Below are 25,217 nucleotides of genomic sequence, written 5' to 3'. Positions count from 1 at the left end.
CGCTCAGCCGACCCGTTGTGGGCGGTGCGTGAGCATTCGCTGATCACCGGCCCTTCGGCTCCTTCGGCTCCTTCGGCGAGAGGAGAAGGCCCAGCCCGAGCAGGAGAGCTCCGGTACCGCTGCCGGCGTCTTCCACCGACGGGATCGGAGCGTCACTCACGGGCGCTTCTGATGGGGCCATCAACCCTTCGATGACTTCCTTGTCGAGTACGAGGCTCGTGGTCTGGAGAGTGAGCATCATTGCTCCTCCGTATCGACGTCGGCACTTTCGTCATGCCCGAACACCTCACGGAAACACCACATAAGGGCACATAGCAACCGATACAGCCGCGTCGAGGAGGAGCTCGCCGATACCGCCGACCAACTGGGCCCGCCATACCTGTCCATGCGACACGCCCGGGCGACATGAAATCGAGCACCACCGTTAGGCCAAACGGGTGACGCTCCACGGAGTAGCGGCTCAACGCCACACACGGGGGGATGTGGCGTTGAGCCGGGCCCCACAGTAGTCGTATATGACCGCTCCCCTGCCCCAACTCCTGCACAGGTGGCGAGAAATGGCCGAAGGGAGAAGTGACGCCCCGCGTGTTTGGCGAGCCTGCGGGCCTCTGTCGCGTGAGTCGCCGCCAAGGCTTGGCTCAAGAGTGCGCTCATCCGCAGTACGTCGCGGCATATGCCAGGCGGCAGGCATATGCCTGCCGCCTGTGGGGCATGGCGAAGGCAGCCCGCTGCGCAGCGTGGTCAGCAGGCGCGGTCAGGAAGCTTTCGCCTGCCGGTCGCCCGGGGCGTGATCCGCCTCGGCCGCCGCCAGCAGCCGGTGCCAGGAAGCAACCGTCGGGCGGCGACGCAGCAGGGAGCGGCGCTCACGCTCGGTCATACCTCCCCATACGCCGTGCTCGATGCGCTCGTCCAACGCATGGGCCAGGCATTCGGTCTTGACCACGCAGGCGGCGCAGATGCGCTTGGCGCCCGTCTGCGCGGCACCTTCCACGAACAGGTCGTCCGGGTCGGCCGTGCGGCACATCGCACGCTCCCACCACGTGTCGCGCATGCCGGACACGCTCCCGCCCCCTTTGCATCTCGCTCGCGCGGCCTGAGCCGCAGATGGCGCGTGACTGTACGGCACGCATCTGGCCTGTGCAGCCCATCACCATTGCTTGAACGGGGAGTTACGCCCGGGGAACGACAGTGGGCGTGCTCGCTTCAGGCTCTTTCGGTCGGCCATGTCCGGCGGCGTGTCCGAAGGCGTGCTCGCCGCGGTCGCCCGGGCCCTGCGGCTGGACGAGGACGACCGCACCTACCTGTTCGGCCTGGCCCGCACCGCCCTGCCCGCCGCCACTCCTCGCCCCGCCGCTCGGCCCCGGGAACCGGCGCTGCCGGGATGGCGTCCCCCTCGGCATGCAAGATCGATACCTGTACCTCGCCCGTCATGGTGAAGCCACATCCGAAGAGGGCGGACTCTCACGTGCTGGGCGACGGCAGGCCGAGCTGCTGGGTCGGCGTCTTCGTGGCGTCCCGCTGACAGCCGTCCACCACGGTCCGCTGCCTCGTGCGGCGCAGACCGCCCGACTGGTCGCGGAGCAGCTGAACGGAGTGCCGCTGCGCGAGTGCGAGGCGGCCGGGGACTACGTCCCGTACGTACCGGAGCGGGGCGAGCTCCCGCCGGAGTCGGCCGACGCCATGCTGTCGCGCCTGGCTTCGGTCTCGGCCGAAGAGCGCGCGCAGGGCGCGGAGTTGGCATGCCGGGCGCTCGCGGATTTCACCGGGCCGACGGCCCACGGGGACGCGCCCCGGCACGACCTCGTCGTCACCCACGCGTTCCTCGTCGCCTGGCTGGTCCGTGCCGCGCTGGACGCACCGGCCTGGCGCTGGATGAGTCTCACCCACGGCAACGCGGCACTGACCGTGATCCGCTACGCCGAGGCCCGGCCCGCCGGCGTCCTTGTCCACAACGACGTGAGCCACCTCCCGCACGAATTGCGCTGGACCGGGTTCCCCTCCGAACTCCGCACGCCCTGAGAACCACGCCCCGGCCGTCACATCGTGTGCGGCACACCGGACTTCACGGCGCGGCGCACGAGAGGCGACCCGGTGCCCGGCGCGAGAATCTCCGCCACCGCCGAGGTCGCCGTGCGATGCCATACCCGGCTGCGGCGCAGCATCGCATGGTCGCCGCCCGCCACGACGAGTGTCGCCGTGCGGGCGCCCTGGGCACGGGCGCGCACCATCATCGCCGTAGAAGCGCGAGGGTCGGTGATCCGGTCGAGGTCTCCGTGTACGACGATCGCGGTCCGGTCGTGCAGGTGGCTCGTCGGTTCGCCGTCGGGACACCAGGGGGCGAGGGCCACGACACCGCGTACGGGGGAGGCACCGGCTGCTCGCAGCGCGGCGCGGCCGCCCATGGAGTGGCCAAGGAGCACCACGGGGATGTCGCCCACGCGGCGGGCCAGTTCGGCGAGGGCGTCTTCGGTGTCGCGCAGAGGGTCGGCGGCGGCACCGTTCCAGCCCCTGTAGCGGTAGCGGACCGACCCGACCAGGAGCCGGTGGTGCGGTGCCGCCCGGCGGACGGCTGCGATGAACGGGCGCATCCGCAGGGCGGGCGGCTGCCAGGGCCTGGCCGGTTCACGCCCCGCCTCCCGGCCACCGTGCAGCACCAGCACCGCGCTCTGCGGATCGACGCCACCGGATATGACCCGCAATGCCGATCGCCCCGCGGCGCGCGTACTGCTCCCACCCATCGAACGCTCTCTCCCTTGTGCCGTCCGGGCGTGCACGCCCACGCCCGTGCACGCCCACCACCCCGAGGCCGGCAGCCCGGACGACGAGACGCTACGCGGATTCCTCTGAGCGGTGCGCCGCGATCAGCCGTCGGTACCAGTGGTAGCTGTCCTTGGGGGTGCGCTGCTGGGTGGCGTAGTCGACGCGGACGATGCCGAACCGTTTGGCATAGCCCAGCGCCCACTCGAAGTTGTCCAGGAGCGACCACACGTAGTAGCCGCGCACGTCGACGCCCTTGTCGATGGCCGCGCGCAGCGCCGTGAGGTGGTCGTGCAGGTAGGTGACGCGGTCGGCGTCGTGCACGGCGCCGTCGTCAGCGACGGCGTCGTGTTCGGCGGAGCCGTTCTCGGTGATGTGGACGGGCGGCAGGGCGTCGCCGTACCTGGCCTTCAGGTCGGTCAGCAGGTCCGTGAAGGACTCGGGGACGACCGGCCACCCCATGGCCGTCTTCCGTACGTCCGGGTAGGACGTCTCCGCGTACCGGTTGTCGGTGGCGACGCGCGCCGCCGGGTCGGGCTCGCGGTGGGGGGCGTCGGCGACCACGATGGGCCGGTAGTAGTTGATGCCGAGGAAGTCCATTGGCTGGGCGATCAGTTCGAGGTCGCCGTCGCGCCGGAACTCCTGACGGGTGATCAGTTCGCCCCAGGTGTCCTCGTCCGAGGCCGGGTAGCGGCCCGCGAGAATCGGTTCGGTCCATACGAGGTTGTGCTGGGTGTCGGCGCGCAGCACGGCGGCACGGTCGGCGGCCGAGTCGGTCGCGGGGACGTTGCGGTCGAGGTTGAGGGTGATGCCCGCATCGCGCACTCCGGCCGCCCGCAGCGCCTTCATCGCCAGGCCGTGCCCGACGAGCAGGTGGTGCGCGGCGGCAAGGGCGCCGGTGCCCTCCTTCGCGCCGGGCGCGTGGCGGCCCACGGAGTAGCCGAGGAAGGCGCTGCACCACGGCTCGTTGAGGGTGATCCAGCGCGGCACACGGTCGGCGAGGTGTTCGGCGACGATCCCCGCGTACTCGCCGAACCGCTCGGCGGTCTCGCGCACACGCCAGCCGCCGCGGTCTTCCAGGGCCTGCGGCAGGTCCCAGTGGTAGAGGGTGGCGGCCGGTTCGATGCCCGCCTCCAGCAGCTCGTCGACCAGGCGGGAGTAGAAGTCGAGGCCCTTCTGGTTCGTGGGTCCCTCGCCCGTCGGCTGGATCCGCGGCCAGGCGATGGAGAAGCGGTACGAGTCCACGCCGAGGTCGCGCAGCAGCGCCACGTCCTCGGGGTAGCGGTGGTAGTGGTCGCAGGCCACATCACCGGTGTCGCCGCCGTCCGTGCGGCCCGGCGTATGGCTGTAGGTGTCCCAGATGGAGGGGCCGCGGCCGTCCTCGGTGGCGGCGCCCTCGATCTGGTACGAGGCGGTGGCCGCTCCGAACACGAAGCCTTCGGGGAACGCGGGCAAGGGGGTCAGGTCGCTCATGATCAGCCTTACTTGACGGATCCGCCGGTGATGCCGGCGGCGATGTACTTCTGGGCGAGGACGAGCAGCACGGCCGCCGGGATCGCCGACAGGACGGACGCGGCCATGACGGAGCCCCAGTCGCCGACGTGGGCGCCGATGTACTGGTAGATGCCGAGGGTGACCGGTTTGACGTCGTCGGTGGTGTTGAGCGTGAGCGCGAACATGAAGTCGCTCCACGCGTAGAGGAAGGAGAACAGGCCCGCTGTGATCAGGGAGTTGCGGCTCATCGGCAGCACGACCCGGACGAAGGTGCGCAGCTTGCCGGCGCCGTCGACCTCGGCGGCCTCGATGACCTCCTTGGGGATGGCCACCATGAACGAGCGCATCAGGACGATGGCGAAGGGGATGCCGAGCGAGGCGTCGGCGAGCATCAGGCCGAAGTAGGAGTTGACCAGGCCGAGATCGACGTACGCGCTGTAGAGGGCGTTGGCGATGACGATGCCCGGGACCATCTGCGTGATGAGTGTGCCGAAGACGATGGTGCGGGTGGCGCGCAGCCGGAACTGGGCGAGTCCGTACGCGGCGGGCGCGGCGATCGCGAGGCAGATGGCGACCGCGCCGAGCGCGACGGCGAACGAGGTGAGCAGATGACCGCCCTGCTCGCTGACGGCGGAGGTGAAGCCGGACAGGTCCAACGAGTGCGGTACGGGCGAGACTTCGAGCAGTCCGGACTCGGGCTGCAGCGCCGTGTTGATCATCCAGTACAGCGGGAACAGCATCACGCACAGGATGACCACGCCGGCGACGGTGGTGCCCCAGCGGCGCTTCGGCTTCTGTACGACGGACGGGTGAGTGGTCGCCATGCCGGTCACTTCCCCTCGGAGCGGTTGGCCCGCAGGTAGAACACCGCGAAGACGGCGGAGATCAGGATCAGGACGTTGCCGACGACAGCACCTGCGCCGAAGTCGAGCTGGACGAAGGAGTTCTGGTAGGTGAGGGTGCCGAGCGTCTGGGTGGAGTCGGCGGGGCCGCCGTCGGTCAGGGCCAGGATCAGGTCGAGGATCTTCACCGTCGACATGAAGCCCAGCACGAGGACGACCGTGATCACCGGCTTCAGCAAGGGCAGCGTGATGGAGCGGAACGTGCGCCAGGCCGAGGCGCCGTCCAGGGAACCGGCCTCGTACAACTCCTTCGGGATCTCCTGCAGCCCCCCGTAGAGGATCACCATGTTGAACGGGATGCCGATCCAGATGTTCACCATGATCACGGAGAACAGGGCCATGCCGGGGCTGGTCAGCCACGGGGTGTGGCCGCCGCCGAGGCCGAGGGTGTCGAAGAAGGAGTTGAGGACACCGGTGTCCTGGTCGAGGATGCGCCGCCACACGATGCCGGAGACGACCATCGGTACGAGCCAGGGCAGCAGAATCAGCGAGCGCAGCACCCCGTTGAGGGGGAACCTCTTCGTGAAGAAGACGGCGAGCGCGAGGCCGATGCCGAACTGACCGAGCAGGGAACCGATGGTGAAGACGATGGTGTGCCACAGCGCCTTGCCGAAGAGGTCGTCGTGGAAGACCTTGCTCCAGTTGTCGGTGCCGTTGAAGGGGGACTTGCCGTCGAAGAACGTGGACGGGGAGAAGTCCTGGAAGCTCATCACGACGTTGCGCACGAGCGGGTAGCCGAAGAACAGCAGCATGAAGACGACGGCGGGGGCGATGAAGCCCCACTGGGACAGCTTGCGGCGGCGTCGCGTGTCGCGCTGTTTCACAGTGGCGGCGGGCGCCGGGCGGGTGGCGGCGGAGGCCGTGGTGGTCGACATGTTCGTGAGTCTCCTCAGTTCCCGCTCATGGCGCGGGTCTGCGCCTTCTTCAGCGCGGCCTCGCTCGACTGGCCGGTCAGCGCCGACTGGAAGGCGCTCTGCAGGGCCAGCGACACGGACGCCCAGCGCGCCCCGACCTTCGTAGTGCGGGAACGGGCGGTGGCCACCTGGTCGGCGAGCGCGTCGAGTTCGGGCACGTCCTTGCGCCAGATCGCCGCGGCCTTCTCATTCGCCGGAACCATCCAGCTGTTGCGCGCGTAGGAGATCTGCTCCTTCTCGCTCGACATGCAGCCGATGATCTTCGCGGCAGTCTTTTCGCGCGCGCTGTCACCGGTCTTGGGCACGGTCAGCACGGCGCCGCCGAGCGGGCCGACGGACTTGTCACCCGCCTTCGGGACCGGGATCTGGGCGATGCCCCAGTGCAGGTCCTTCTTGGTGTTGAGGGTCTCGACCTGCCACGGACCATTGATCATCATCGCCGCGTTGCCCGCCATGAACTGGTCGTTGACGTCGGCCTGCGTCCAGTTGACCGTCGACTTGGACAGCGAGCCGTCCTTGAGGAGGCCCTTCCAGTAGTCGAGCGCCCCGGCGACCTTCGGCGTGGCGAGGTCCGTCTCGTCGCCGCCGTTGGACCACATGAACGGGGTGAACTGGAAGACGCCGTCCTCGGCGCCGCCCGCACTCAGGGCGATGCCGTACTGCTTGCCCTGGGTGAGCTTCTTCGCCGTCTCCCGCATCTCGGCCCAGGTCGTGGGGACTTCGAGACCGGCCTTGTCGAGGATGTCCTTGTTGTAGAAGAGGGCGAGGGTGTTCACCGTGCGCGCCGCCCCGTAGTACGTCCCCTTGTACGAGCCGAAGTCGACGATGCCCTCGGGTATGCCCTTGCTGGACAGGCCCAGGGTGCGCAGGTCGATCAGGCCGCCCGCCTCGGCGAAGGTCGGTACCTCGGAGGCGTCGAACTGGATGACGTCCGGGAGCGACTTCGACGAGGCCATGCGCAGCGACTTCGTCATGACCTGCGCGGCGGGCACGCTCTGCTGCTCGATGTCGATGCCCAGCTGCTTGCTGCAGCGGGTCAGCGTGGCGGCGTCCCAGCCGTGGTACGAGTCGTCCGTCGAGGAGTTGAGGACGGTGTAGACGTCGTCGTCACGCTGCGCGCCGCAGCCGGCGAGCGCCGCGGTCGCGACGAGCGCGGAGACAACTGTGAGCGGGGCTGTGGCTCGTCGGGCTCGTCGGGCCCGTCGCCCGGGGATACGGCGCCCGGTGCGCGTCGCGTCCGGTGGAGGTACTGCTGTCACGGTGGTTGCCCTTGCCTGAGAGGGGTGGCCGGCCCGGCGGAACTCCGGTGTCCCGCCGGGGTGTTCGCGTGTCCCGGTACGGCTCCGACCCGCGCCGCGTGGACTGCTGCGCGGAAGGGGGGCCGGGCGTCAGCGGACGCCGAGTGGCCGGAGGTGCGGGAGGCGTTGTACGTGTCGCGCCTCGACCGAGGCGGGACCGCGAGGGGAGCCGGCCCGGCGAGGGGTGCGAGTGACGGGATCGGACATGGTGCGGCCCTTTGCTGCTGCGCGGTGCCCCGGCGTCCACCGGGTGTTTGTTTTCCTGGTTGACTAATACGCCATGGAGCGTCGAAGCGCTAGACCCAAGGGTGCATTCTCTACGTCGCAGCCCCACTTTCACCAGTGTTTATGGGTGTCGAAGCGCTTCGATGAATCTTCACCTTGCGCCCTTGCTCTTTTGTTTTCCGTGCGGTCAAATGGCGTCGGCAGAGCCACGAAGGGGCGACCGGACGACGCCCGCCCACTGACCCGAACCACCTCTGCTCCCAGGGAAGATCATGAAGTTCACCGACGGCTTTTGGCTGATGCGCGACGGGGTTCAGGCCTCGTACGCCACCGAGGTCCGCGACGTCCGTACGGGCGACGGCCGCTTCACCGCGTACGCCGCCGTCAAGCGCGTCGAGCGGCGCGGCGACACCCTCAACTCCCCCTTGCTGACCACTGATTGCTTCTCTCCCGCCGAGGGAGTGATCGGCGTCCGTACGACCCACCTGGCGGGCACGCGGCGGACCGGCCCCCACTTCGCGCTCACCGGCACGGACACCACCGCCGGGCACGTACACCGGGACGGCGACGTCGTCGAGCTGACGAGCGGCTCCCTGGCAGTACGCCTCAACACGGCCGAGCCCTGGACGCTGTCCTTCCGCGACGCTGACAGGCGCGAGGTGACCTCGGTGGGCCGCAAGGGCACTGCCTTCTTCACCACCGGCGACGGCGCCCACCACATGGCCGGTCAGCTGACGCTCGGCGTCGGCGAACAGGTCTACGGCCTCGGCGAGCGCTTCACTCCGTTCGTCAAGAACGGCCAGGTCGTCGACATGTGGCAGGCCGACGGCGGCACCAGCAGCGATCAGGCGTACAAGAACGTCCCGTTCAGCCTGCACCTCTCCCCCACCGGGGCCTACGGCGTGTTCGTCAACCACCCCGGCCGGGTCGGCTACGAGATCGGCTCCGAAGCGGTCGGCCAGATGCAGTTCAGCGTCGAGGACCAGGCGTTGGAGTACTACGTCATTGCGGGCCCGACCCCGAAGGACGTGCTACGCCGCTACACCGCGCTGACCGGCCGCCCGGCACTGCCGCCGGCCTGGTCGTTCGGCCTGTGGCTGACGACGTCGTTCACCACGCAGTACGACGAGGAAACGGTGACGTCCTTCGTCGACGGCATGGCCGAGCGCGACATCCCGCTCAGTGTCTTCCACTTCGACTGTTTCTGGATGCGCGAGTACCAGTGGTCGGACTTCACCTGGGACCCGGACGTCTTCCCCGACCCGGTGGGCATGCTGGCCCGGCTCAAGGAGCGCGGCCTGCGGATCTCCCTCTGGATCAACCCGTACATCGCGCAGAAGTCAGCCCTGTTCGACGAGGCCGCCGCAAACGGCTACTTGGTGAAGAAGGCCGACGGCGACATCTGGCAGTGGGACCTGTGGCAGGCCGGCATGGGGCTCGTCGACTTCACGAATCCCGACGCATCCGCCTGGTTCCAGGGCAAGTTGAAGGTCCTCCTGGACCAGGGGGTCGACTGCTTCAAGACCGACTTCGGCGAGCGCATCCCCACCGATGTGGTCTGGCACGACGGCTCCGACCCGGAGCGCATGCACAACTACTACACGCACCTCTACAACCAGGTGGTCTTCGAACTCCTGGAGAAGGAGCGCGCCATCGGCGAGGCGGTCCTGTTCGCCCGGTCGGCGACGGCGGGCGGACAGCAGTTCCCCGTGCACTGGGGCGGCGACTGCTGGTCGTCGTTCGGCGCCATGGCCGAGTCCCTGCGCGGCGGCCTCTCGCTCTCCCTGTCCGGCTTCGGCTTCTGGTCCCACGACATCGGCGGCTTCGAGGGAACACCCGACCCGGCGGTCTTCAAACGCTGGCTCGCCTTCGGCCTGCTCTCCTCCCACAGCCGCCTGCACGGCTCGAGCTCGTACCGGGTGCCGTGGGAGTTCGGTGAAGAGGCGGTCGACGTGGCCCGGAAGTTCACCAAGCTCAAGCACCGCCTCATGCCGTACCTGTACGGGGTCGCGGCCGAGGCCCACGCCGCGGGCGTGCCGCTGATGCGGCCGATGCTCCTGGAGTTCCCCGGCGATCCGACCGCCCGCACCCTGGACCGCCAGTACATGCTCGGCCCGGACCTGCTGGTCGCGCCCGTCTTCGCCGCCGACGGCGACGTCGAGTTCTACCTGCCGGAAGGCACCTGGACCCACCTGCTGACCGGCGAACGGGTCACGGGCCCGGCCTGGCGCCGCGAAACCCACGGCTACGACAGCCTGCCGCTGTATGTGCGTCCCGGCGCGGTGCTCCCGTACGGAGCGGACGAGCAACGCCCGGACGGCGACTGGATCGACGGCCTGACCCTGCTCGTGGCCCCCGACGCGCACGACGTGACCGTCACGGTCCCCGACCAGCACGGCCGTCAGGCCGCCGCGTATCGGGTGACGCGGGACGCGGGCAGCGGCGCGGTGGCGGTGGCCACGTCCGAGGGGGTCCCAGAGCCCACGATCACGGAGCTGTGACACCACGGCTGTGTCCCGGTCTCGCGCACGGCGTGCGCGAGACCGGGACACAGCCCGTCTCTCATCCCCTACGTCAGTCGGCGACCGTCGCCCCCACCGGTTCGCGGCGCACGACATCCACCAGCGATCGGTCGGTGATCTTCAGCGCCGGCGAGACGGCCAGCGTCAGGGTCGACACGCTCATGAACGGGTTGAGGTGGTCCCAGCCCCAGGCCTCCAGTGCGGCCCGCACGGCGCCGGCCTCCTCGGCGACCTCACCGGCAGGCCGGGCGGACAGGACGCCGCCCACGGGCAGCGGCATGCGCGCCGCGACGGTCTCTCCCTCGGTGCCGCGCACCACGGCCACCCCGCCCCCGTCGGCGACCACGGTCGCCGCGGCCGCGGCCATCGCCGCCCGCGACGTACCGATCGTCAGCAGGTTGTGGCTGTCGTGGGCGTACGTCGTCGCCACCGCGCCCTCGCCCAGATCTCGGCCGAGGAGGGGGGCGCAGACGACACCGTCGCGCCCGTAACGGTTGCGGACCCGGACCAGGACGGCCCGGCCTTCCCACTGCACCTCGCCACCGGAGACGGGCAGTTCGATCTCCGCCGCCTCGGTGTAGGTGTCGCGCGGGTTCACACGCATGGCCCGGAAGCGGTGCGTTCCGTCCGGCAGGTCCACCTGCCAGCGGAACCCGTCCGCGTGCTGTGCCTCCACGTCCACCCGGCTGTCCAGACCGGGGACGGCCGTGGGCGGAGTCTCGTGGACGGGCGTTCCGTCCCGGCCCACCACCCGGCCCCCTGCCAGCACGGACGCGGGGTCGAACGCGGCCAGTTCACCGCGCAGGAGCACCAGGTCGGCTCGCTTGCCCGGAGAGACCACGCCACGGTCGTACAGCCGCATCCGCTGGGCCGGCGTCCAGGTGAGGGCCCGCAGGACGACGTGCGGCGGGAACCCCGCGGCGACCGCGACCCGGGCGATGTGGTCGAGGTGTCCCTTGGTGACGATGTGGTCGGCGGCGAGGTCGTCCGTGACCAGGCACAGCGGCGGCATCTGAGGCAACGCCAGGAGGGCCGCGGCCACATCCTCGCTGAGGCACTTCTCCTGGAGCATCATCGTCATGCCCAGGCGGGCCTTCTCCAGCAGCACCTCGGTGCGGTTCTTGGTGTGGTCGGAGTCGACACCGGTGGCGAGGTAGGCGCTCAGCTCGGCACCGGACAGGTTCGGGCAGTGGCCGTCCAGGATCGCGCCCTGCTCGCGGGCCACGCCGGTGATCTCGTGCATCCGTCGGTCACCCGCGACGACCGCCCGGTAGTCCATGACCTCGCCCAGCGCGATCACGCCCGGCCAGCGGAGCATCTCCGCGATGTCCTCGGCGGACAGGGCGGCGCCGGCGTGTTCCAGGCCCTCCAGCGCGGGCACGCACGACGGCACGCCCCACAGCTGGGTCTGTGCGGTCTCCCGTCCGGCGTCGATCATCCAGCGCATCGCGTCCCGTCCTGCGACGTTGACGATCTCGTGCGGGTCGGCGAGGACCGTCGTCGTCCCGCGGGCCAGCGTCACCGCGGCGAACTCCTGCGGCGTCAGGAACGCGCTCTCGATGTGCATGTGGGCGTCCACGAACCCCGGGACGATCAGCATGCCGGTGGCGTCGATCTCCTCCCGCGCCTGCGCGGGGGTGCCCGGCGGCAGCACCGCGCTGATCAGCTCTCCCCGGACCAGGACGTCGGCGGCGAACTCCTCACCGGTGAACGTGGACACGACGCGCCCGCCGCTGATCCGGAGGTCGTGCTGTTCACTCATGAGGTCGTACTCCTTCGAAAGGACGGAAGGGCTCGTCACAGGACGAACGGGGGTCACGGAACGAGGGTGTAGAAGTAGTAGCCCAGCGGGATCATGACGATCCACAACGGCCAGGCCACTTCGCGGATACGACCGCTGACGGTCTTGACCAGCACGTGCGCCGCGAGACCCGTCGCGATGCCGGTGCCGAAGTTGCCGAAGAACAGCGTCGTCGCGACGGTCAGGGCCGCCGGGATCGCGTTCGTCGGGTCCTTGAAGTCGACGTTCTTCAGCGCGCCCAGCATGTTCAGGCCGATGTACATCAGCACGGGCGCAGTGGCCGCCGAGGGGATCAGCGTCGCGAAGGGCGTGACGAGCAGCAGCAGCCCGAAGCCGCACGCGGCCCACACCGAGGCCAGACCGGTCTTTCCGCCGGCGTCGGCTCCGGCCGACGACTCCAGATAGGCCGTCATCGAGGGCGCGCCCACGGCCGCCCCGCCCATCACGGACACCGAGTCGACGAGGAAGGGGCGGCGGGCGCCCGGAATGTTGCCGTCCTTGTCGAGGAGTCCGGCACGCCCGGAGACGGCCAGCAGGGTGCCGGTCATGGAGAAGAACTCGGACACGAAGAACGCGAAGATGTACGGGAAGTACTCGGGCTTGAGGGCACCGAGGACGTCGATGTGGAACAGCAGCGGTCCGGGCGAGTCCGGGGCGGTGAACAGGCTGTGCGGCACCTCCGTCACACCCAGCGGTACGCCGACGATCGTCACCGCCGCGATGGTGATGAGGAACGCGCCCGGCACCTTCCGCGCGGCAAGCGCGGTGAGCAGCAGCAGACCGCCGAGCGCGAGCAGCGCGGGCGCCTTCGACAGGTCGCCGACAGCGAGGGCCGCCTTGTCCGCGTTGCCCACGACGAGGTCCGCGTCCCGGAATCCGATGAGGGCGATGTAGAGGCCCAGGCCGCCGCTGATGGCGTACTTGAGGTTCATCGGCATCAGCCGGGTGACGAGGTCGCGGATCCCGAGCAGGGTCAGGACCAGGAAGGCGACACCGGACCAGAACACCATGCCGAGCGCCGTGTCCCAGGGGACGTGGTCCTGGCCGACGATGGTGAACGCGACGAGCGCCACTCCGCCCAGGCCGGGGGCGACGACGAAGGGCAGGTTGGCCACCAGGCCCATCGCCAGGGTGGCGAGGGCGATCGCGATGATGACGGCGGTGGTGGCGGCCCCGTGCGGCACACCGGCGCCCGCCAGTTGTCCGGGCACGACGACGACCGCGTAGGCGGCGGCCATGAACATCGACGCGCCCGCCACAAGTTCGGTGCGGTGGCTGCTGCCACGGCCGCGGACCCGGAAGAGCCGCTCGACGAGCGAGGCGGGCGGTGCGGGCGGCTCGGTCGCGGCGTCGGTCTGCTCGTCGGCCGGCGGAGCGGTGGAGGACATACAAGGACCTCGGCGGGGGTGAGGGCGGGCAGGGCCGCCTGCGGCGGTATCGGCGCGGAGGCGGTGGGCGTGCGGGGCACCCGGCGTGGGTACGGTCTCTGCAACCGAGTACTGAAACCGGTTGCAGAGACCGGTTGCAGGTATCATGGCATGTCGTAAAGAGAAAGTGAACAGCGGGCCCGAGCAGCTCATGGAGCGGCACACCGATGAGGGGGAGACGATGGCGACGCTCATGGATGTGGCGCGGGCGGCGGGAGTGTCCAAGGCCACGGCCTCCCGGGCGTTGCAGCGCCCCGAACTGGTCGCCGAACCCACACGTCTGCGAGTGCGGGAGGCGGCCGAGCGGCTCGGCTTCCAGCCCAACGCGGCCGCTCGCGCGCTGACCACCGGCCGCACGGGCCTGGTCGGGCTGATCGTGCCGACTCTCTCCAACCCGTTCTTCGCCCCCCTGGTGATGGGCGCCCAGCAGGCGGCCGAGGAGACACACAGCCACCTGCTCATCGCGGTATCGGAGTACGACCCGCAGCGTGAGGCGGCGCTCGCCGACCGCCTCTCCGAGCAGGCCGACGGTCTGATCATGGTGACCCCCGTCGGCACGGACTCGGCGCTCCGGGAGCGTTTCCGCCGCTGCCCGCTCGTACTCGTCGACCGGCAGGTCGGGCGGCTGCCCGCCGTGGTGGCCGACACCGCCGCGGGACTGGCCGAACTCCTGGGCCATCTGCTGTCCCAAGGGCACCGCGACATCGCGTACGTATCGGGTCCGGCAGGCTCCTGGGCCGACGAGCAGCGGCGTACGGCCCTGACCGCACAGGCGGTCGAAACGGGCGCCCGCATCCACGTGCTCGGTCCCCTGCCGCCCACATTCGACGCCGGGATCGAGGCTTCCCGGTCGCTGCCGCGCGGCGCCACGGCCGTCCTGGCGTACAACAGCTACCTGGCACTCGGTCTGCTGCACGGGCTCACCGTGGCGGGGTGCCGGGTGCCCGAGGACGTGAGTCTGGCCGCGGCCGACGACCTCAGCACCCTCGGCGCGACGACCCCGCCGGTCACGGCGCTCGACGTCCCGCTCCAGGAGGCGGGCGCGCTTGCGGTCACCCGCCTGCACGAGCTACTCGCCGGTCAACGCCGCACCGTCACCTCGCGGCTGCCCGCCCATCCGGTTCTGCGCGCGTCTACGGCGCGCCCGGCTGCTCCCGCTTCCGGCGATCTTCTGTCACGGCCCGTCGACTCGTATGTCACAGGGACGTCTTGATCCACTTCCGGTCGCAACGACTCCCCGGATATGGGTGTCCTATGAATCAACAACGCCCGCTCAGCCCGAAAGAGCGGGAGGACAGCACTCCCCCCACTTCCCCCCAGGAGTACCGATGCGCGTCAAGAAGATCTCCGCACTCGCCCTCGTCGCCGCCGCGGCCGGCCTCTCGCTGACCGCGTGCGGCAGCAGCGACGGAACGAGCGCCGCGGCCGACACCAGCGCGTCCACCAGCTCGAACAGCTCCGCCTCCAACTCCGCCACCACCGACGGCAAGCCGTCGACCTCGGGCTCGGGCTCGGGCAGCAAGCTCAGCTCCGAGACCCAGAATCAGACGCAGTCCGACACCACCACGTCGAACTCGCTGTGCAAGACCGACAACCTCGCCTTCACCGCCGCCTCCTCGGGCATCAAGAACGAGATCGTCGTCAACATGAAGAACAACGGCGCCAACACCTGCAGCATGCACGGCTTCGCCGGCGTCCAGCTGATCGGCCCCGACGGCCTCGGCGACACCGGCCCCGACGCCGCCCGCACCGACACCAAGGGCTCCACCACCACCATCGCGTCCGGCGAAGAGACCCAGTTCCTGCTCCACTACATCCCCGACACCAGCGGCCACGGCAAGACCTACACCCGCCTCTCCGTCACCCCGCCGAACGAGACCGTCTCCGAGGTCGTGAACCTCAACGGCGTAAGCATCACCGTCTCCCCCGACAGCGGCAACTCCCCCGACGTCTTCGTCGACCCCGTCGGCTACCACACCGGCTCCGGCAAGTAGGAGCCTGTCTGCGGAGAGTTCGGCACGGCGTGTCAGCCTCTGTCCCACACCGTTGCTTCCACGTTCATTTCATACGGACCCGCCACGCTGGTCACCGTGATGGAGCCGAGACGGCCGTTCTGGGTGCGCAGACACGCCTTGGTCCCCTCCGTCACGGCCAGCGCGCGGCGCGCCAACTGCCCGCTCACGGACGAGCATTGCTGGTAGGTCGGCGCCTGCGGCCCGTCCCATTCCGCGATGGCGTTGGCGACCACCTCGCCGGCGTGGCAGTCGCATTCGAGCCCGAGATCCCCGATCACCGCCTGCGCGGGCGGCACTTGGTCGAGCCACCATCCCGTGGGCGCGCCGTTGCTGTAGATGAGCAGGGTGCCTTTCCACCGCGCTTTCACCGCGGGCCTCGCGGGCGCGGCTTTCGACGCCGACGGTGAAGGGATGACGGGCGGATCCTCTGTCCGCTCGTCCTGCGAGGCCGCAGGATCACGGGGCGGGTCGGGCGTGGGCGAGGCAGACGGGGACGTCCGTCCGGTTACGGGTGACGACGGCCGCTGCGAGCCGGTCGCGGTACTCGGGGGCGGTTCCGCAACGTGGCCGCCTCCCGCGCCCGACGTGGCCGACAGGTTCTGCGCGAACAGCAGCGATCCCAGCAGGAGGGCGAACACCCCGATCCCGGCGATGGTCCACCGCAGTCTTACCGAGGTGAGGGCGGGCAGCTCCGTGCCGCCCAGGGTGACGGCCTGTCCTATCACCGCACCGACGAGGAGCACCACGCCCACGACCCACAGCGTCCCGACGAAAGCCGGCAAGACCCCACCCCCCCCTCGCAGGCGTTCGCCCGGTCCGACCGCAGTTCGCCTCGTCGAGAGGCCGGAGGACGACGGTAGCGACCGCCCCCCGGTCCGGACCAGTAGGCGACGTCAGATAGGTGGCGTCCCATAGGCCACGTTCCACCAGCCGGGCATGCCGTCGAGCCGTATGCACAGAGTGCAGCCCCGCACCGGTGACGGGCGGGGCTGCACGGATTGCGGGGTTACGCGTTGGGGTCAGCGGTGATGACGGCCGCCCCAGGATTCGCGGTCCAGGACGCGACCACGGGCATCGCGGAGTGTGGCGGTGTCGTGGTTGTTGTCCCAGAAGTAGTCGCGGCGGTCCTGGAAGACGTCGCCGCGGGAGTCGTGTCCGCGGCCCGTGTGGACCTTGACGCTGGAGCGGCCGTCCAGGCGCAGGCGCTCGAAGCGGTAGCGGTTGCCCTCCCGGTCGGTCAGCGTGTAGCCGCGCAGGTTCACCCCGTGCCGGGACTTGTTCTTCACTTCCACCCACTCGGCGTTGAGGCTCCGGTTGGAGTGGTCGTCGTGGCCCCGCCCCTTGTACTGGACCTCGCCGATGACGACGGATGACCGGTGCGGTGCCCTGTGCCCGTCGGCGACGGCCGGCACGGCGGCCGATCCGATGATGACCCCGGATGCCAGGATCGCCGCGGCGATACGGCGCTTGCTGCGTGCAGTGGACATGAGTGCCCCCTCAAGAACATGTCCAGAACCCCGATGCACGGGACGCTGGGCGGTGCGGGTTCCCCGGCGTGCTGCCGGGAGACCCACACTCTGGACCGCCGCGGACCCGAGCGGGGGCCGATCGCGGGCTCATCGGATGGTGTTACTAGATGCGGATATTTCCGCAACCCTCACCTGTATCCGGCACCGACCGCGATAGGAGGGTTCCCACGGATTGGTGCGTACGGCAACGATCCTTTGAACACTCAACAACAAGCGGTTGCCGTGGCCCGGCCGAGGCGCAGCGCGCGCCTCTTACGCGTACCGCAAGCCCGATAACGGCCGCCCGCCCCCAAAATTCGCACACGTACCCAAAGGCTGTCCCTCCATTCGATTCGCCTCACCTCGCCTCGCCCATTTCGACCTACCGCCGTGCGGACCTGCGGGAATGTCCCGGTTCACAGAAACCCCACGCGCCCCGTACGACGTCGTCGGCACTGCCGTCATAGGCGCCGCTCCCCACGTCTCGGCAAGCCGACCGAAGCGCTCGGCGGCCTGCGTTCCTTCAGTCAAGTCCCTTACGCAGGGGCAGAGTTGTGGCCGGCTGCCGGTCCACACCACGGCGTGGCCGATGCCTGCCGCTCGCTTTGTTGCGCCGGACGCCGCTCCCGCCTCCCCACGCCCGGGCCCCCAGGCTTGCCTGCGCCGGCGGAGTCGAACGTAGTGGGGTGCAAAGGCTCGGCGCCGTCGGCAGTCTCTCGTACGGCCCAAGAGCACTCCGCGTATCGGGCGATGGCCCGCACGCAGTCGAGTGAGCTTGGCCCGGAGCCCGTGTACGGCTCGAACGGGCCGGATAGATCTTCATTCGATCTTTCCACACACGAAGCAAAGGACTGCCTCATGCGCTTGCGTACAGCTGTCACCGCCACGGTTCTGGCCGCCATCGCCGTCCTCGGCGGCTCGGGGATCGCCGCCGCCGACGGATTCGGTAACGACGGCATCGACGTCATCGACCACACCGCCACCGTGGTCAACTTCGGCGACATGGACCTGGACTGACCGGTCCGACAGGCACTGAATCCTCTGGTGCTGCGCCATCGGTAGACGGGTGGCGCAGCGCCCGAGGGCGCCGTCCGCAGGCTCGGCCGAGGAATCGTCGAGCGGCGGGCGGCTTCGGCGTTCTCGGGGGCGCGGCACCGGCCGACCGATCGCTGTCGAACAGCGCACCGGCACCACCCAGGACGGGGTGCGAGCGGGCCGCAGCATCGTGTCGCCCCACGGATGAGTACTCTGGGTCCTCCTCTGCGCAAGGCGGCCGACCGGTCACCCGGCCATGGCGCAGCGGGTGCCGCCGATGCCCGTAGGAGAGAGCGTCATGATCCTCCCGAAGGTGCGGGACCCACGCTTCGTGACGATCCGCCGCGGCGGGACTCTCACCGACACGGACCACCGTCTTCTCGCACTTTGGGCTGCCACATGTGCGGAGCACGTCCTGGACCTCTTCGAGTCGGTCCAGCCCCGGGACCCGCGACCGCGCCGGGCGATCGAGCAGGCCCGGGCCTGGGTGCGCGGCGAGGTCAAGATGATGCAGGCACGCGCGGCGGGTGGCCATGCGATGGGGGCGGCCAGGGACCTGCACGGGGCCGCACGGCATGCCGCGTACGCCGCCGGCCAGGCCGGGGCCGTCGCCCACGTCGCCGCACACGAACTCGGCGCGGCCGCGTACGCGATCAAAGCCGCACGGGCAGCGGCACCGGACGGTGAAGGCGAGACCGCGGGACGGCTCGAGTGCCGATGGCAGCGCGATCGACTCCCGGACCCGATCCGCGAGCTCGTCCTCGATGACCAGCGGCTGCGCAACGACATCTGCTGGTCGGCGTTCGACTGTTGAGGCAAGGGAGCCCACCGCCAGGGCTACGGCGACCGGGCGCAAGCCGGTCGGCCGTCGGGCCTCGACGCGTTGCCTCGGCATCGCGGGGCGAGGCCCGAGAGCGGAACCGACCGTGCGGCTGCTACTTCTTCTTGCGGCGCATCAGAGCGTAGGCGACCACCAGGGCGGCGCCCGCGGCGATCAGGACGGTGCGGTTGTCGCGCACCGACTCGGGCGCCTTCTCCTGCCACACCCGCTGTGCCTGCGATGCCTTGGCCTTCACCTGCTCTGCGGCGACGACCGCCTTGTCCTTGGCCTCGTCGGGCAAGTGATCCTGCAGCGCCTGGACCGTCTCGGAGGCTTTCACCTTGGCCTGCGCCGTCAGTTCCGATGCCTTCGCCGCCGTCTGCTCCTTGAGGTCGGCGGCCTTCTGCTGCGTCCGGGCTTTGACGTCCGTCTTGTCGGCCAGCGCCTGGACCGTGTCGCCCAGCTCGTGTCGGGTCTGCTCGACCTGCTCGCGCAGCTCCTCGGTGCTGGCGGCCGTGGGCTCGTCGTGGGGCGGCTGCGTCATCGCTTGGCACTCTCCTTGATCTCGGCCACATCGGCCTTCACGCTGTCGATGGTCTGTTCAGGGGTCGGCGGCGCGGCCTGGCTGACCTCCTTCTTCCCGGTCAGCGCCAGCACTGCGGCGACGAGGCCGAGTACGCCTGTCACGATCAGTGCCGCGGCCCATACCGGCAGCGGCACCGCCAACGCGGCGATCGCCGTGGCGACCAGCGCCTGCAGCATCAGAAAACCGACCAGGCCGGCCCCGCCGAAGAGCCCGCCACCCTTGCCGTAGCGCTTGCCCTTCTCCTTCATCTCCGCCTGGGCCAGCCGCATCTCACCGCGTACCAGCTCTGTCAGCTGCTGCGAGGCACGCTGGACCAGATCGCCGACCGGTTCCTCGGACGCGCCGGGGAGAACGGTCGTGTTGCCGCTTGTCTGCCTGGCTGTCTCATCCATCCTGGGGGCCTCCTTCCTGTGGCGACCAAGTACCCCCGAATCCGCGAAAACGACACCCACGCGGGGTCCTCGTTTTGAAGGGGTGCCGGCCGGGCTCCCGCTCGACACCGAAGCGCCTATCCAGAACGGTGACCACTGTCGAACACGGATTCCAATGCTGCGCGGGCTTGCGCGCGCAGCCAGGCGTGAGCGGGATCGTTGTCGTGACGCTGGTGCCAGACCAGGTGCAAGGGGATCGGCGGCATCGTGACGGGCAGCGGCAGTGTGCGTAGACCGAGACCGCGCCGAGCCGAGTCAGTGACGGCTTGGGGGACGGTGACGACGAGGTCGGTGTCGAGGACGAGCGGGAGGGCCGTCGCCGCGCTCGGTGCCACGGCGATGACCTGGCGTTCGAGGCCGAGGGCGGCGAGGGCGTCGTCGACGGGGTCGCGCAGACGCCCGCGCCGGGAGACGGTGATGTGTCCGGCCGCGGCGTAGCGCTCGGGTGTGAGGGGCCCTTCGGTCAGCGGGTGACCGGGGCGGACCGCCACGACGAGGCGGTCCTCGCCGATGAGTTGATGGCGGCTGTCGGGCACCGAAGGCTCGGCGGAACTCGACTCGAGGTCGACCTCGCCGCGCCGCAGTTCAGGAGTGTCGGAGTGCGATTCGGCGACCAGGCGCAGCCGGGCACCCGGGGCCTGGCGGTGGACCGCGGCGAGCAGGGCGGGCCCGCAGGCCGAGGCCAGCGCGTCGTGCCAGCGGACGGTGAAGGTCCGGTTCAGGTTGGGCAGGTCCACTTCCCGTTCTCTGGCGAGGAGTTGGTGGGCCTGATGAACGAGGTCGTGCACCTGCGCGCGGACCTCAAGGGCGTACGGGGTGGGCACCATCGTCCGGCCGGTGCGGACCAGAATCTCGTCGCCGGTCGTCTGGCGGATCCGCCCCAGGGTCCGGCTCATCGCCGGGGACGTGACGTGCAGCCGGGCGGCGGCGCCGGCCACGCTGCCTTCTTCCAAGAGCGCGTCCAGCGCGGTGAGCAGATTCAGATCCAATTGCATGAGGGTAATGCTAGAGGTAACAAACATGCACTTGCTGTTAATCCACTGGGTGCCTAGCGTCAAGGAACAGCGGCGGAGCACGCCACGCCGACCTCCATTTCGCATTTCGCTGGAACCACCGTGTCCAGCCGTATCCCCTGGGAGCAGCTCATGTCCTCTGACACCAGCCTGACCACGGACACCAGCCTGCCGACTGACACCAGCCTGCCGATCGACACCGGAAACACCTTGCTCGACCAGGTCACTGTCGCCGTCCGTGCAGCCGGTGACCTGCTGCGCGAGCGCTACACCGCACAGGCCCGCGGTACCAGCACCGAGGAGATCGTCACGGAGATCCACGCCAACGACGACGCGGTGCTCGACGTTCTGAAGGCGCCGCTGCTGTCCGCCCGGCCCGGAGCGAACTGGGCCGAGGACGAACTCGCCGGTGGCGCACTGCCGTCGGGCGAGTGGTGGATCGTCGACCCGGCCGAGGGCAACATCAACCACGTCCAGGGGATGCCGGACTGGGCCGTGACCGCCACCCTCGTACGCGACAACGAGCCGGTCCTCACAGTCGTCCACCTTCCGCTGACCGGCGACACCTACACCGCGGTGGCCGGACACGGCGCCCACGTGAACGGCGCTCCGCTGCACGTATCGGCCAAGACCGAGCTGGGCGCCGCACTGACCGGAACGGGCCAGGCCAGGCCCGGGGAGGACGAGGAGACGTTCCGCCGGATCGGCTCGTCCGTCACACAGATGCTGATCCACGGCCTCGTCGTCCGCGTCTCCGTGCCCGCCACCCTGCAGCTGATCCACGTCGCCGCCGGTCGCATGGATGCCTTCTGGCAGTTCTCCGACGTGCGCTCGGGGCTGGTGGCCGGTGCCCTGCTGGTCGCCGAGGCCGGAGGCGCCGTCACCGACCTCGACGGCAACCCCTGGAACCTGACCGGCCGCGACTTCCTGGCCGCCGCCCCGGGCATCCATGCCGCGGCCGTCGCGGTCCTCTCGCCCCTCGCCTGATCGCCCCCTCGCTCGAACGCCCCCTTGCTCGAACACCCCCTTGTTTGAACACCCCCTGCGCCACAAGGAGCACACCACCATGACCAGCACGACCACCATCGGTGTCCTCGGCTCCGGCCGCGTCGGCAGCGGCCTCGCCCGCGCACTCGCCGCCGCGGGCCACGAAGTCACCCTCGGCCACCGGCAGCCACCCGAGCGGGCATCGGCCCCCGAGTCCGGCGCGGCCCGGACCATCCGCTTCGCCGATCAACGCGCCACGGCCGCCACCACCGACATCGTGGTCAACGCCACCCCGGGCGACAGCGCCCTGACACGACTGTCCGCCCTGCGGAACGAGTTGGCCGGCAAGATCCTCGTCGACGTCTCCAACGCCACCCGCCACAGCCCCGACGGACTTCCCGCGGACCTCTGCTATCCCGGCAGCAGCCTCGCCGAGCAGCTTCAGGAGGCCCTGCCCGCCACCCGGGTCGTCAAGACGCTCAACACCATGCTCTTCCCGGTCATGACCGCCCCCTCCTCCCTGTCCACGCCGCCCACCGCCTACCTGTCCGGCAACGACGCCCCCGCCAAGGCCGTCACCGCCGGCCTTCTCGCCGACCTGGGCTGGCACCCCGAATGGATCGAGGACCTCGGCGACATCACCACCGCCCGCGCCACCGAAGCGCTCGTCCTGCTCGTCCCCCACGTGCTGCGCCGCAGTGGATTCCAGCCGTTCGCCGTCTCCCTCGCACGCTGATTCCCGCGCCGGCGAGCTTGGGACACGGCGTTCTCAGGACGCCGTGGCCACCAGGTCATCGACGTACACAACGTCTTCCGCCCGACGAACTCCGGTTGCCCGGCCGGGGCGCCGACCAAGGCCTGAGGCTGCACGGAGACTACTCGGCGAAGGTCAGGGGCACCTCCAGCCGAGCGGTGAGCTCGGCCGGTGTGATGCCGAAGGTCTGCGTGACCGTGACCCCTTGCGGTGTGATGTCGAAGACGGCGAGGTCCGTGTAGACACGGTCGACGCAGCCGAGACCGGTGAGCGGGTAGCCGCACTCGGGCACCAGCTTGGGTGTGCCGTCCTTGGTGAACAGGGTCATCATCACGAACACCTTCTTCGCGCCGATCGCCAGGTCCATGGCGCCGCCGACAGCGGGGATCGCATCGGGCGCGCCGGTGTGCCAGTTGGCGAGATCTCCGCCGGCCGAGACCTGGAACGCGCCGAGGACGCAGATGTCCAGATGCCCGCCACGCATCATGGCGAAGGAGTCTGCGTGGTGGAAGTACGAGGCTCCGGGCAGCTCCGTCACGGGCACCTTGCCCGCGTTGGTCAGATCGGGGTCGACCTCGTCGCCCTGCGCGGCAGGACCCATGTTGAGCATGCCGTTCTCCGTGTGGAGAACCACCCCGGAGTCGGCGGACAGATGGTCGGCGACGAGGGTCGGCTGGCCGATGCCCAGGTTGACGAAGGCACCCTCAGGGATGTCGCGCGCGATCAGGGCGGCGATGTCGTGCTTGCCCAACGGGCCCTGCGCGACGGTCGATTCGCTTGTCGGGTTCATGCGCGACCCACCTCCTGCACCACTCGGTCGACAAAGATGCTCGGGGTGACGACGGTTTCCGGATCGATCTCGCCGGTCTCGACGATCTCGCGGGCCTGGACGATCACGGTGGTCGCCGCGGTGGCCATGACCGGGCCGAAGTTGCGTGCGGTCCTGCGGTAGACGAGGTTGCCCATGCGGTCGGCGCGGTGGGCGCCGATCAGCGCGACGTCGCCCTTGATCGGGTACTCGAGGACGTAGGTGCGACCATCGATCTCGCGGGTCTCCTTGCCCTCGGCGAGCAGGGTGCCCACGCCGGTGGGGCAGAAGAAGGCGCCGATACCGGCCCCCGCCGCCCGCATGCGCTCCGCGAGGTTGCCCTGCGGAACGACCTCGAGTTCGATCCGGCCGGCGCGGTACAGCTCGTCGAACACCCACGAGTCGGCCTGCCGCGGGAAGGAACAGATCACCTTGCGGACCCGGCCCTTGGCCAGGAGCGCGGCAAGCCCGGTGTCGCCGTTGCCGGCGTTGTTGGAGACGACAGTGAGGTCACGGGCGCCCTGCCGGATGAGCGCGTCGATCAGGTCGACCGGCATCCCGGCCATGCCGAACCCGCCGACCAGCACCGTGGAGCCGTCCTCGATCCCGGCCACGGCCTCGTCCGCGTCGGCACACAACTGCGTACTCACCGCTTGCCTCCTGTGGCTGTGACGTTCTCCAGGACCACGGCGAGTGCCTGGCCCACTCCGATACAGATGGCCGCGACGCCCCACCTCTCGCCGGACTCGCGGAGCCGGTGGGCCAGGGTGCCGAGGAGTCGTCCTCCGGACGCGCCCAACGGGTGGCCCAGTGCGATCGCGCCGCCCTTGGCGTTGACGAGGTCCGGGTCCACGCCCCAGGCCTCGACGCAGGCGAGGGACTGCACGGCGAACGCTTCGTTCAGCTCGACGGCGGCCACATCGGACCAGGTGATGCCCGCCCTCTTCAGCGCCCTGTTCGCCGCCTCGACCGGGGCGTATCCGAACAGCTGCGGATCCAGGGCCGACACGCCGCGTCCGGCGATCCGGGCGACGGGATCGGCGCCGATCCGCGCGGCGGCGGCGCCCGAGCCCAACAGGACGGCGGAGGCGCCGTCACTCAGTGGCGAGGCGTTGCCTGCCGTGATGACGCCGTCGGAACGGAAGACGGGCTTGAGCCCGGCCAGCTTCTCGACGGTGGAACCGGGGCGGATCCCCTCGTCCCGGTCGAGTGTGGCGCCCTGGGCATCCACCGCTACGGGGACGACCAGATCGTCGTAGAACCCCGTGGTCCAGGCGTCATCGGCGAGATGGTGGGAGCGGGCGGCGAAAACGTCCTGGCGCTCGCGGGTGACGGCGAAGCGTTCGGCGAGCTGTTCGTTCGCCTCACCCAAGGAGACGGTCCACTCCTTGGGCATGCGCGCGTTGACCAGTCGCCATCCGAGGGTGGTCGACACGGCCGTCATGTCCCCGGCGGGGAACGCCTTCGCGGGTTTGGGGAGCACCCACGGCGCCCGGGTCATCGACTCGACCCCGCCGGTGAGCACGATGTCCGCGTCGCCGGTCTCGATGGCGCGGGAGCCGATGATGGCGGCGTCCAGCGAGGATCCGCAGAGCCGGTTCACGGTCGTGGCGGGCACCGACGTCGGCAGGCCCGCCAGGAGGACGGCCATCCTGCCGACGTTCCGGTTGTCCTCACCGGCCCCGTTGGCGTTCCCCCAGACGACGTCGCCGATCTCCGCCGGATCGAGGCCGGGGGTCTTGGCCAGCGTCCCGGTGACGGCCACGGCCGCGAGATCGTCGGGCCGGACGTCCGCCAGGGCGCCGGAGAACCGTCCGAAGGGCGTTCGTGCTGCTGCGTACAGGTAGCTGTCGGTCACCTGCTCACGGTAGGAGCGGGCGGTTCATCACGTCCAAGACCTAGTTGGCATCGATTGATAAG

25 protein-coding genes are annotated in these 25,217 nt (G+C 69.9%); 8 read left to right on the top strand and 17 right to left on the bottom strand.

The window, feature by feature from the left end; all coding sequences use genetic code 11:
* Positions 1 to 43: 43 nt before the first annotated feature.
* Positions 44 to 238 (bottom strand): hypothetical protein, encoded by a 195-nt coding sequence (locus ACIREE_RS33410; RefSeq protein ID WP_404160690.1) that lies wholly within the window; start codon positions 236 to 238, stop codon positions 44 to 46.
* A gap of 516 nt (positions 239 to 754) precedes the next feature.
* A complete protein-coding gene (locus tag ACIREE_RS33405; protein WP_404160687.1) occupies positions 755 to 1,051 on the bottom strand; it encodes a WhiB family transcriptional regulator in 297 nt (98 codons plus the stop codon).
* Between the two features lie 347 nt (positions 1,052 to 1,398).
* On the opposite strand from ACIREE_RS33405, the gene ACIREE_RS33400 reads away from it, so the two are divergent.
* Positions 1,399 to 2,019 (top strand): histidine phosphatase family protein, encoded by a 621-nt coding sequence (locus tag ACIREE_RS33400; RefSeq protein WP_404160684.1) that lies wholly within the window; start codon positions 1,399 to 1,401, stop codon positions 2,017 to 2,019.
* A gap of 17 nt (positions 2,020 to 2,036) precedes the next feature.
* Here ACIREE_RS33400 and ACIREE_RS33395 read toward each other — a convergent pair whose 3' ends face one another.
* The 5 genes from ACIREE_RS33395 to ACIREE_RS33375 form a co-directional block, all read right to left on the bottom strand.
* Positions 2,037 to 2,738, bottom strand: a complete 702-nt coding sequence (locus ACIREE_RS33395; RefSeq protein WP_404160681.1) for an alpha/beta fold hydrolase — start codon at positions 2,736 to 2,738, stop codon at positions 2,037 to 2,039.
* 91 nt (positions 2,739 to 2,829) lie between these two features.
* Positions 2,830 to 4,230, bottom strand: coding sequence for a GH1 family beta-glucosidase (locus ACIREE_RS33390; RefSeq protein ID WP_404160679.1), 1,401 nt, complete (start codon positions 4,228 to 4,230; stop codon positions 2,830 to 2,832).
* Between the two features lie 8 nt (positions 4,231 to 4,238).
* On the bottom strand, positions 4,239 to 5,075 hold the full coding sequence (locus ACIREE_RS33385) for a carbohydrate ABC transporter permease (protein WP_404160676.1): 837 nt from the start codon (positions 5,073 to 5,075) through the stop codon (positions 4,239 to 4,241).
* Positions 5,076 to 5,080: 5 nt separating this feature from the next.
* Entirely contained in the window at positions 5,081 to 6,028 is a 948-nt protein-coding gene (locus tag ACIREE_RS33380) for a carbohydrate ABC transporter permease (RefSeq protein ID WP_404160674.1), read from the bottom strand.
* 14 nt (positions 6,029 to 6,042) lie between these two features.
* Positions 6,043 to 7,281: an ABC transporter substrate-binding protein gene (locus ACIREE_RS33375; RefSeq protein ID WP_404160907.1), complete on the bottom strand. Its 1,239-nt coding sequence runs from the start codon at positions 7,279 to 7,281 to the stop codon at positions 6,043 to 6,045.
* A 581-nt stretch (positions 7,282 to 7,862) separates the two neighbouring features.
* Here ACIREE_RS33375 and yicI point away from each other — a divergent pair.
* On the top strand, positions 7,863 to 10,091 hold the full coding sequence (yicI, locus tag ACIREE_RS33370; protein ID WP_404160671.1) for an alpha-xylosidase: 2,229 nt from the start codon (positions 7,863 to 7,865) through the stop codon (positions 10,089 to 10,091).
* 73 nt (positions 10,092 to 10,164) lie between these two features.
* On the opposite strand, the gene ACIREE_RS33365 is transcribed toward yicI, so the two are convergent.
* Both ACIREE_RS33365 and ACIREE_RS33360 read right to left on the bottom strand, forming a co-directional pair.
* Positions 10,165 to 11,874, bottom strand: a complete 1,710-nt coding sequence (locus ACIREE_RS33365) for an adenine deaminase C-terminal domain-containing protein (RefSeq protein ID WP_404160669.1) — start codon at positions 11,872 to 11,874, stop codon at positions 10,165 to 10,167.
* A 53-nt stretch (positions 11,875 to 11,927) separates the two neighbouring features.
* Positions 11,928 to 13,301: an NCS2 family permease gene (locus tag ACIREE_RS33360; RefSeq protein WP_404160666.1), complete on the bottom strand. Its 1,374-nt coding sequence runs from the start codon at positions 13,299 to 13,301 to the stop codon at positions 11,928 to 11,930.
* Positions 13,302 to 13,446: 145 nt separating this feature from the next.
* Here ACIREE_RS33360 and ACIREE_RS33355 point away from each other — a divergent pair, with 145 nt between their 5' ends.
* Positions 13,447 to 14,553 carry a LacI family DNA-binding transcriptional regulator gene (locus ACIREE_RS33355; protein WP_404160663.1) on the top strand — a complete coding sequence of 369 codons (1,107 nt, stop codon included), beginning with the start codon at positions 13,447 to 13,449 and terminating at the stop codon, positions 14,551 to 14,553.
* 115 nt (positions 14,554 to 14,668) lie between these two features.
* The gene (locus ACIREE_RS33350; protein WP_404160660.1) at positions 14,669 to 15,334 is read left to right on the top strand and encodes a DUF4232 domain-containing protein; all 666 of its coding nucleotides are present in this window, start codon (positions 14,669 to 14,671) and stop codon (positions 15,332 to 15,334) included.
* A gap of 32 nt (positions 15,335 to 15,366) precedes the next feature.
* Here ACIREE_RS33350 and ACIREE_RS33345 read toward each other — a convergent pair whose 3' ends face one another.
* Both ACIREE_RS33345 and ACIREE_RS33340 read right to left on the bottom strand, forming a co-directional pair.
* The gene (locus ACIREE_RS33345; protein WP_404160657.1) at positions 15,367 to 16,137 is read right to left on the bottom strand and encodes a hypothetical protein; all 771 of its coding nucleotides are present in this window, start codon (positions 16,135 to 16,137) and stop codon (positions 15,367 to 15,369) included.
* Between the two features lie 237 nt (positions 16,138 to 16,374).
* Positions 16,375 to 16,842: a lamin tail domain-containing protein gene (locus tag ACIREE_RS33340; RefSeq protein WP_404160655.1), complete on the bottom strand. Its 468-nt coding sequence runs from the start codon at positions 16,840 to 16,842 to the stop codon at positions 16,375 to 16,377.
* Between the two features lie 879 nt (positions 16,843 to 17,721).
* Between ACIREE_RS33340 and ACIREE_RS33335 the strand changes: the two genes are divergently transcribed.
* Together ACIREE_RS33335 and ACIREE_RS33330 are read left to right on the top strand one after the other, a co-directional pair.
* The gene (locus tag ACIREE_RS33335) at positions 17,722 to 17,880 is read left to right on the top strand and encodes a hypothetical protein (protein ID WP_404160652.1); all 159 of its coding nucleotides are present in this window, start codon (positions 17,722 to 17,724) and stop codon (positions 17,878 to 17,880) included.
* Between the two features lie 316 nt (positions 17,881 to 18,196).
* Positions 18,197 to 18,712, top strand: coding sequence for a putative immunity protein (locus ACIREE_RS33330; protein ID WP_404160650.1), 516 nt, complete (start codon positions 18,197 to 18,199; stop codon positions 18,710 to 18,712).
* Between the two features lie 121 nt (positions 18,713 to 18,833).
* Here ACIREE_RS33330 and ACIREE_RS33325 read toward each other — a convergent pair whose 3' ends face one another.
* The 3 genes from ACIREE_RS33325 to ACIREE_RS33315 form a co-directional block, all read right to left on the bottom strand.
* Positions 18,834 to 19,262 carry a DUF3618 domain-containing protein gene (locus ACIREE_RS33325; RefSeq protein WP_404160648.1) on the bottom strand — a complete coding sequence of 143 codons (429 nt, stop codon included), beginning with the start codon at positions 19,260 to 19,262 and terminating at the stop codon, positions 18,834 to 18,836.
* A complete protein-coding gene (locus tag ACIREE_RS33320) occupies positions 19,259 to 19,696 on the bottom strand; it encodes a phage holin family protein (RefSeq protein WP_404160645.1) in 438 nt (145 codons plus the stop codon). The genes ACIREE_RS33325 and ACIREE_RS33320 overlap by 4 nt, the downstream gene beginning before the upstream one ends.
* A 116-nt stretch (positions 19,697 to 19,812) precedes the next feature.
* Positions 19,813 to 20,730 carry a LysR family transcriptional regulator gene (locus tag ACIREE_RS33315; RefSeq protein WP_404160642.1) on the bottom strand — a complete coding sequence of 306 codons (918 nt, stop codon included), beginning with the start codon at positions 20,728 to 20,730 and terminating at the stop codon, positions 19,813 to 19,815.
* A 150-nt stretch (positions 20,731 to 20,880) separates the two neighbouring features.
* On the opposite strand from ACIREE_RS33315, the gene ACIREE_RS33310 reads away from it, so the two are divergent.
* A complete protein-coding gene (locus ACIREE_RS33310) occupies positions 20,881 to 21,735 on the top strand; it encodes an inositol monophosphatase family protein (protein WP_404160640.1) in 855 nt (284 codons plus the stop codon).
* 79 nt (positions 21,736 to 21,814) lie between these two features.
* Positions 21,815 to 22,471 carry an NADPH-dependent F420 reductase gene (locus ACIREE_RS33305; RefSeq protein ID WP_404160638.1) on the top strand — a complete coding sequence of 219 codons (657 nt, stop codon included), beginning with the start codon at positions 21,815 to 21,817 and terminating at the stop codon, positions 22,469 to 22,471.
* 139 nt (positions 22,472 to 22,610) lie between these two features.
* Here ACIREE_RS33305 and ACIREE_RS33300 read toward each other — a convergent pair whose 3' ends face one another.
* From ACIREE_RS33300 to ACIREE_RS33290, 3 genes are read right to left on the bottom strand one after another with little or no spacing between them, the layout of a single operon-like run.
* Complete coding sequence (locus tag ACIREE_RS33300) at positions 22,611 to 23,279, bottom strand: 3-oxoacid CoA-transferase subunit B (RefSeq protein ID WP_404160635.1); 669 nt, start codon at positions 23,277 to 23,279, stop codon at positions 22,611 to 22,613.
* A complete protein-coding gene (locus ACIREE_RS33295; protein ID WP_404160632.1) occupies positions 23,276 to 23,947 on the bottom strand; it encodes a 3-oxoacid CoA-transferase subunit A in 672 nt (223 codons plus the stop codon). Before ACIREE_RS33295 ends, ACIREE_RS33300 begins: the two co-directional genes overlap by 4 nt.
* On the bottom strand, positions 23,944 to 25,155 hold the full coding sequence (locus tag ACIREE_RS33290; protein ID WP_404160629.1) for a thiolase family protein: 1,212 nt from the start codon (positions 25,153 to 25,155) through the stop codon (positions 23,944 to 23,946). Before ACIREE_RS33290 ends, ACIREE_RS33295 begins: the two co-directional genes overlap by 4 nt.
* Between the last annotated feature and the right edge of the window lie 62 nt (positions 25,156 to 25,217).

It is taken from the genome of Streptomyces sp. NPDC102467 (genome assembly GCF_044765445.1).
Lineage (GTDB): Bacteria > Actinomycetota > Actinomycetes > Streptomycetales > Streptomycetaceae > Streptomyces.
This window is presented reverse-complemented; position numbering and strand designations above follow the sequence as displayed.

What these genes read in the sequence shown, in the direction of transcription:
- ACIREE_RS33410 (WP_404160690.1), bottom strand. Translation starts at nt 238, where the DNA reads ATGCTCACTCTCCAGACCACGAGCCTCGTACTCGACAAGGAAGTCATC.
- ACIREE_RS33405 (WP_404160687.1), bottom strand. Translation starts at nt 1,051, where the DNA reads ATGCGCGACACGTGGTGGGAGCGTGCGATGTGCCGCACGGCCGACCCG.
- ACIREE_RS33400 (WP_404160684.1), top strand. Translation starts at nt 1,399, where the DNA reads ATGCAAGATCGATACCTGTACCTCGCCCGTCATGGTGAAGCCACATCC.
- ACIREE_RS33395 (WP_404160681.1), bottom strand. Translation starts at nt 2,738, where the DNA reads ATGGGTGGGAGCAGTACGCGCGCCGCGGGGCGATCGGCATTGCGGGTC.
- ACIREE_RS33390 (WP_404160679.1), bottom strand. Translation starts at nt 4,230, where the DNA reads ATGAGCGACCTGACCCCCTTGCCCGCGTTCCCCGAAGGCTTCGTGTTC.
- ACIREE_RS33385 (WP_404160676.1), bottom strand. Translation starts at nt 5,075, where the DNA reads ATGGCGACCACTCACCCGTCCGTCGTACAGAAGCCGAAGCGCCGCTGG.
- ACIREE_RS33380 (WP_404160674.1), bottom strand. Translation starts at nt 6,028, where the DNA reads ATGTCGACCACCACGGCCTCCGCCGCCACCCGCCCGGCGCCCGCCGCC.
- yicI (WP_404160671.1), top strand. Translation starts at nt 7,863, where the DNA reads ATGAAGTTCACCGACGGCTTTTGGCTGATGCGCGACGGGGTTCAGGCC.
- ACIREE_RS33365 (WP_404160669.1), bottom strand. Translation starts at nt 11,874, where the DNA reads ATGAGTGAACAGCACGACCTCCGGATCAGCGGCGGGCGCGTCGTGTCC.
- ACIREE_RS33360 (WP_404160666.1), bottom strand. Translation starts at nt 13,301, where the DNA reads ATGTCCTCCACCGCTCCGCCGGCCGACGAGCAGACCGACGCCGCGACC.
- ACIREE_RS33355 (WP_404160663.1), top strand. Translation starts at nt 13,447, where the DNA reads ATGGCATGTCGTAAAGAGAAAGTGAACAGCGGGCCCGAGCAGCTCATG.
- ACIREE_RS33350 (WP_404160660.1), top strand. Translation starts at nt 14,669, where the DNA reads ATGCGCGTCAAGAAGATCTCCGCACTCGCCCTCGTCGCCGCCGCGGCC.
- ACIREE_RS33340 (WP_404160655.1), bottom strand. Translation starts at nt 16,842, where the DNA reads ATGTCCACTGCACGCAGCAAGCGCCGTATCGCCGCGGCGATCCTGGCA.
- ACIREE_RS33335 (WP_404160652.1), top strand. Translation starts at nt 17,722, where the DNA reads ATGCGCTTGCGTACAGCTGTCACCGCCACGGTTCTGGCCGCCATCGCC.
- ACIREE_RS33330 (WP_404160650.1), top strand. Translation starts at nt 18,197, where the DNA reads ATGATCCTCCCGAAGGTGCGGGACCCACGCTTCGTGACGATCCGCCGC.
- ACIREE_RS33325 (WP_404160648.1), bottom strand. Translation starts at nt 19,262, where the DNA reads ATGACGCAGCCGCCCCACGACGAGCCCACGGCCGCCAGCACCGAGGAG.
- ACIREE_RS33320 (WP_404160645.1), bottom strand. Translation starts at nt 19,696, where the DNA reads ATGGATGAGACAGCCAGGCAGACAAGCGGCAACACGACCGTTCTCCCC.
- ACIREE_RS33315 (WP_404160642.1), bottom strand. Translation starts at nt 20,730, where the DNA reads ATGCAATTGGATCTGAATCTGCTCACCGCGCTGGACGCGCTCTTGGAA.
- ACIREE_RS33310 (WP_404160640.1), top strand. Translation starts at nt 20,881, where the DNA reads ATGTCCTCTGACACCAGCCTGACCACGGACACCAGCCTGCCGACTGAC.
- ACIREE_RS33305 (WP_404160638.1), top strand. Translation starts at nt 21,815, where the DNA reads ATGACCAGCACGACCACCATCGGTGTCCTCGGCTCCGGCCGCGTCGGC.
- ACIREE_RS33300 (WP_404160635.1), bottom strand. Translation starts at nt 23,279, where the DNA reads ATGAACCCGACAAGCGAATCGACCGTCGCGCAGGGCCCGTTGGGCAAG.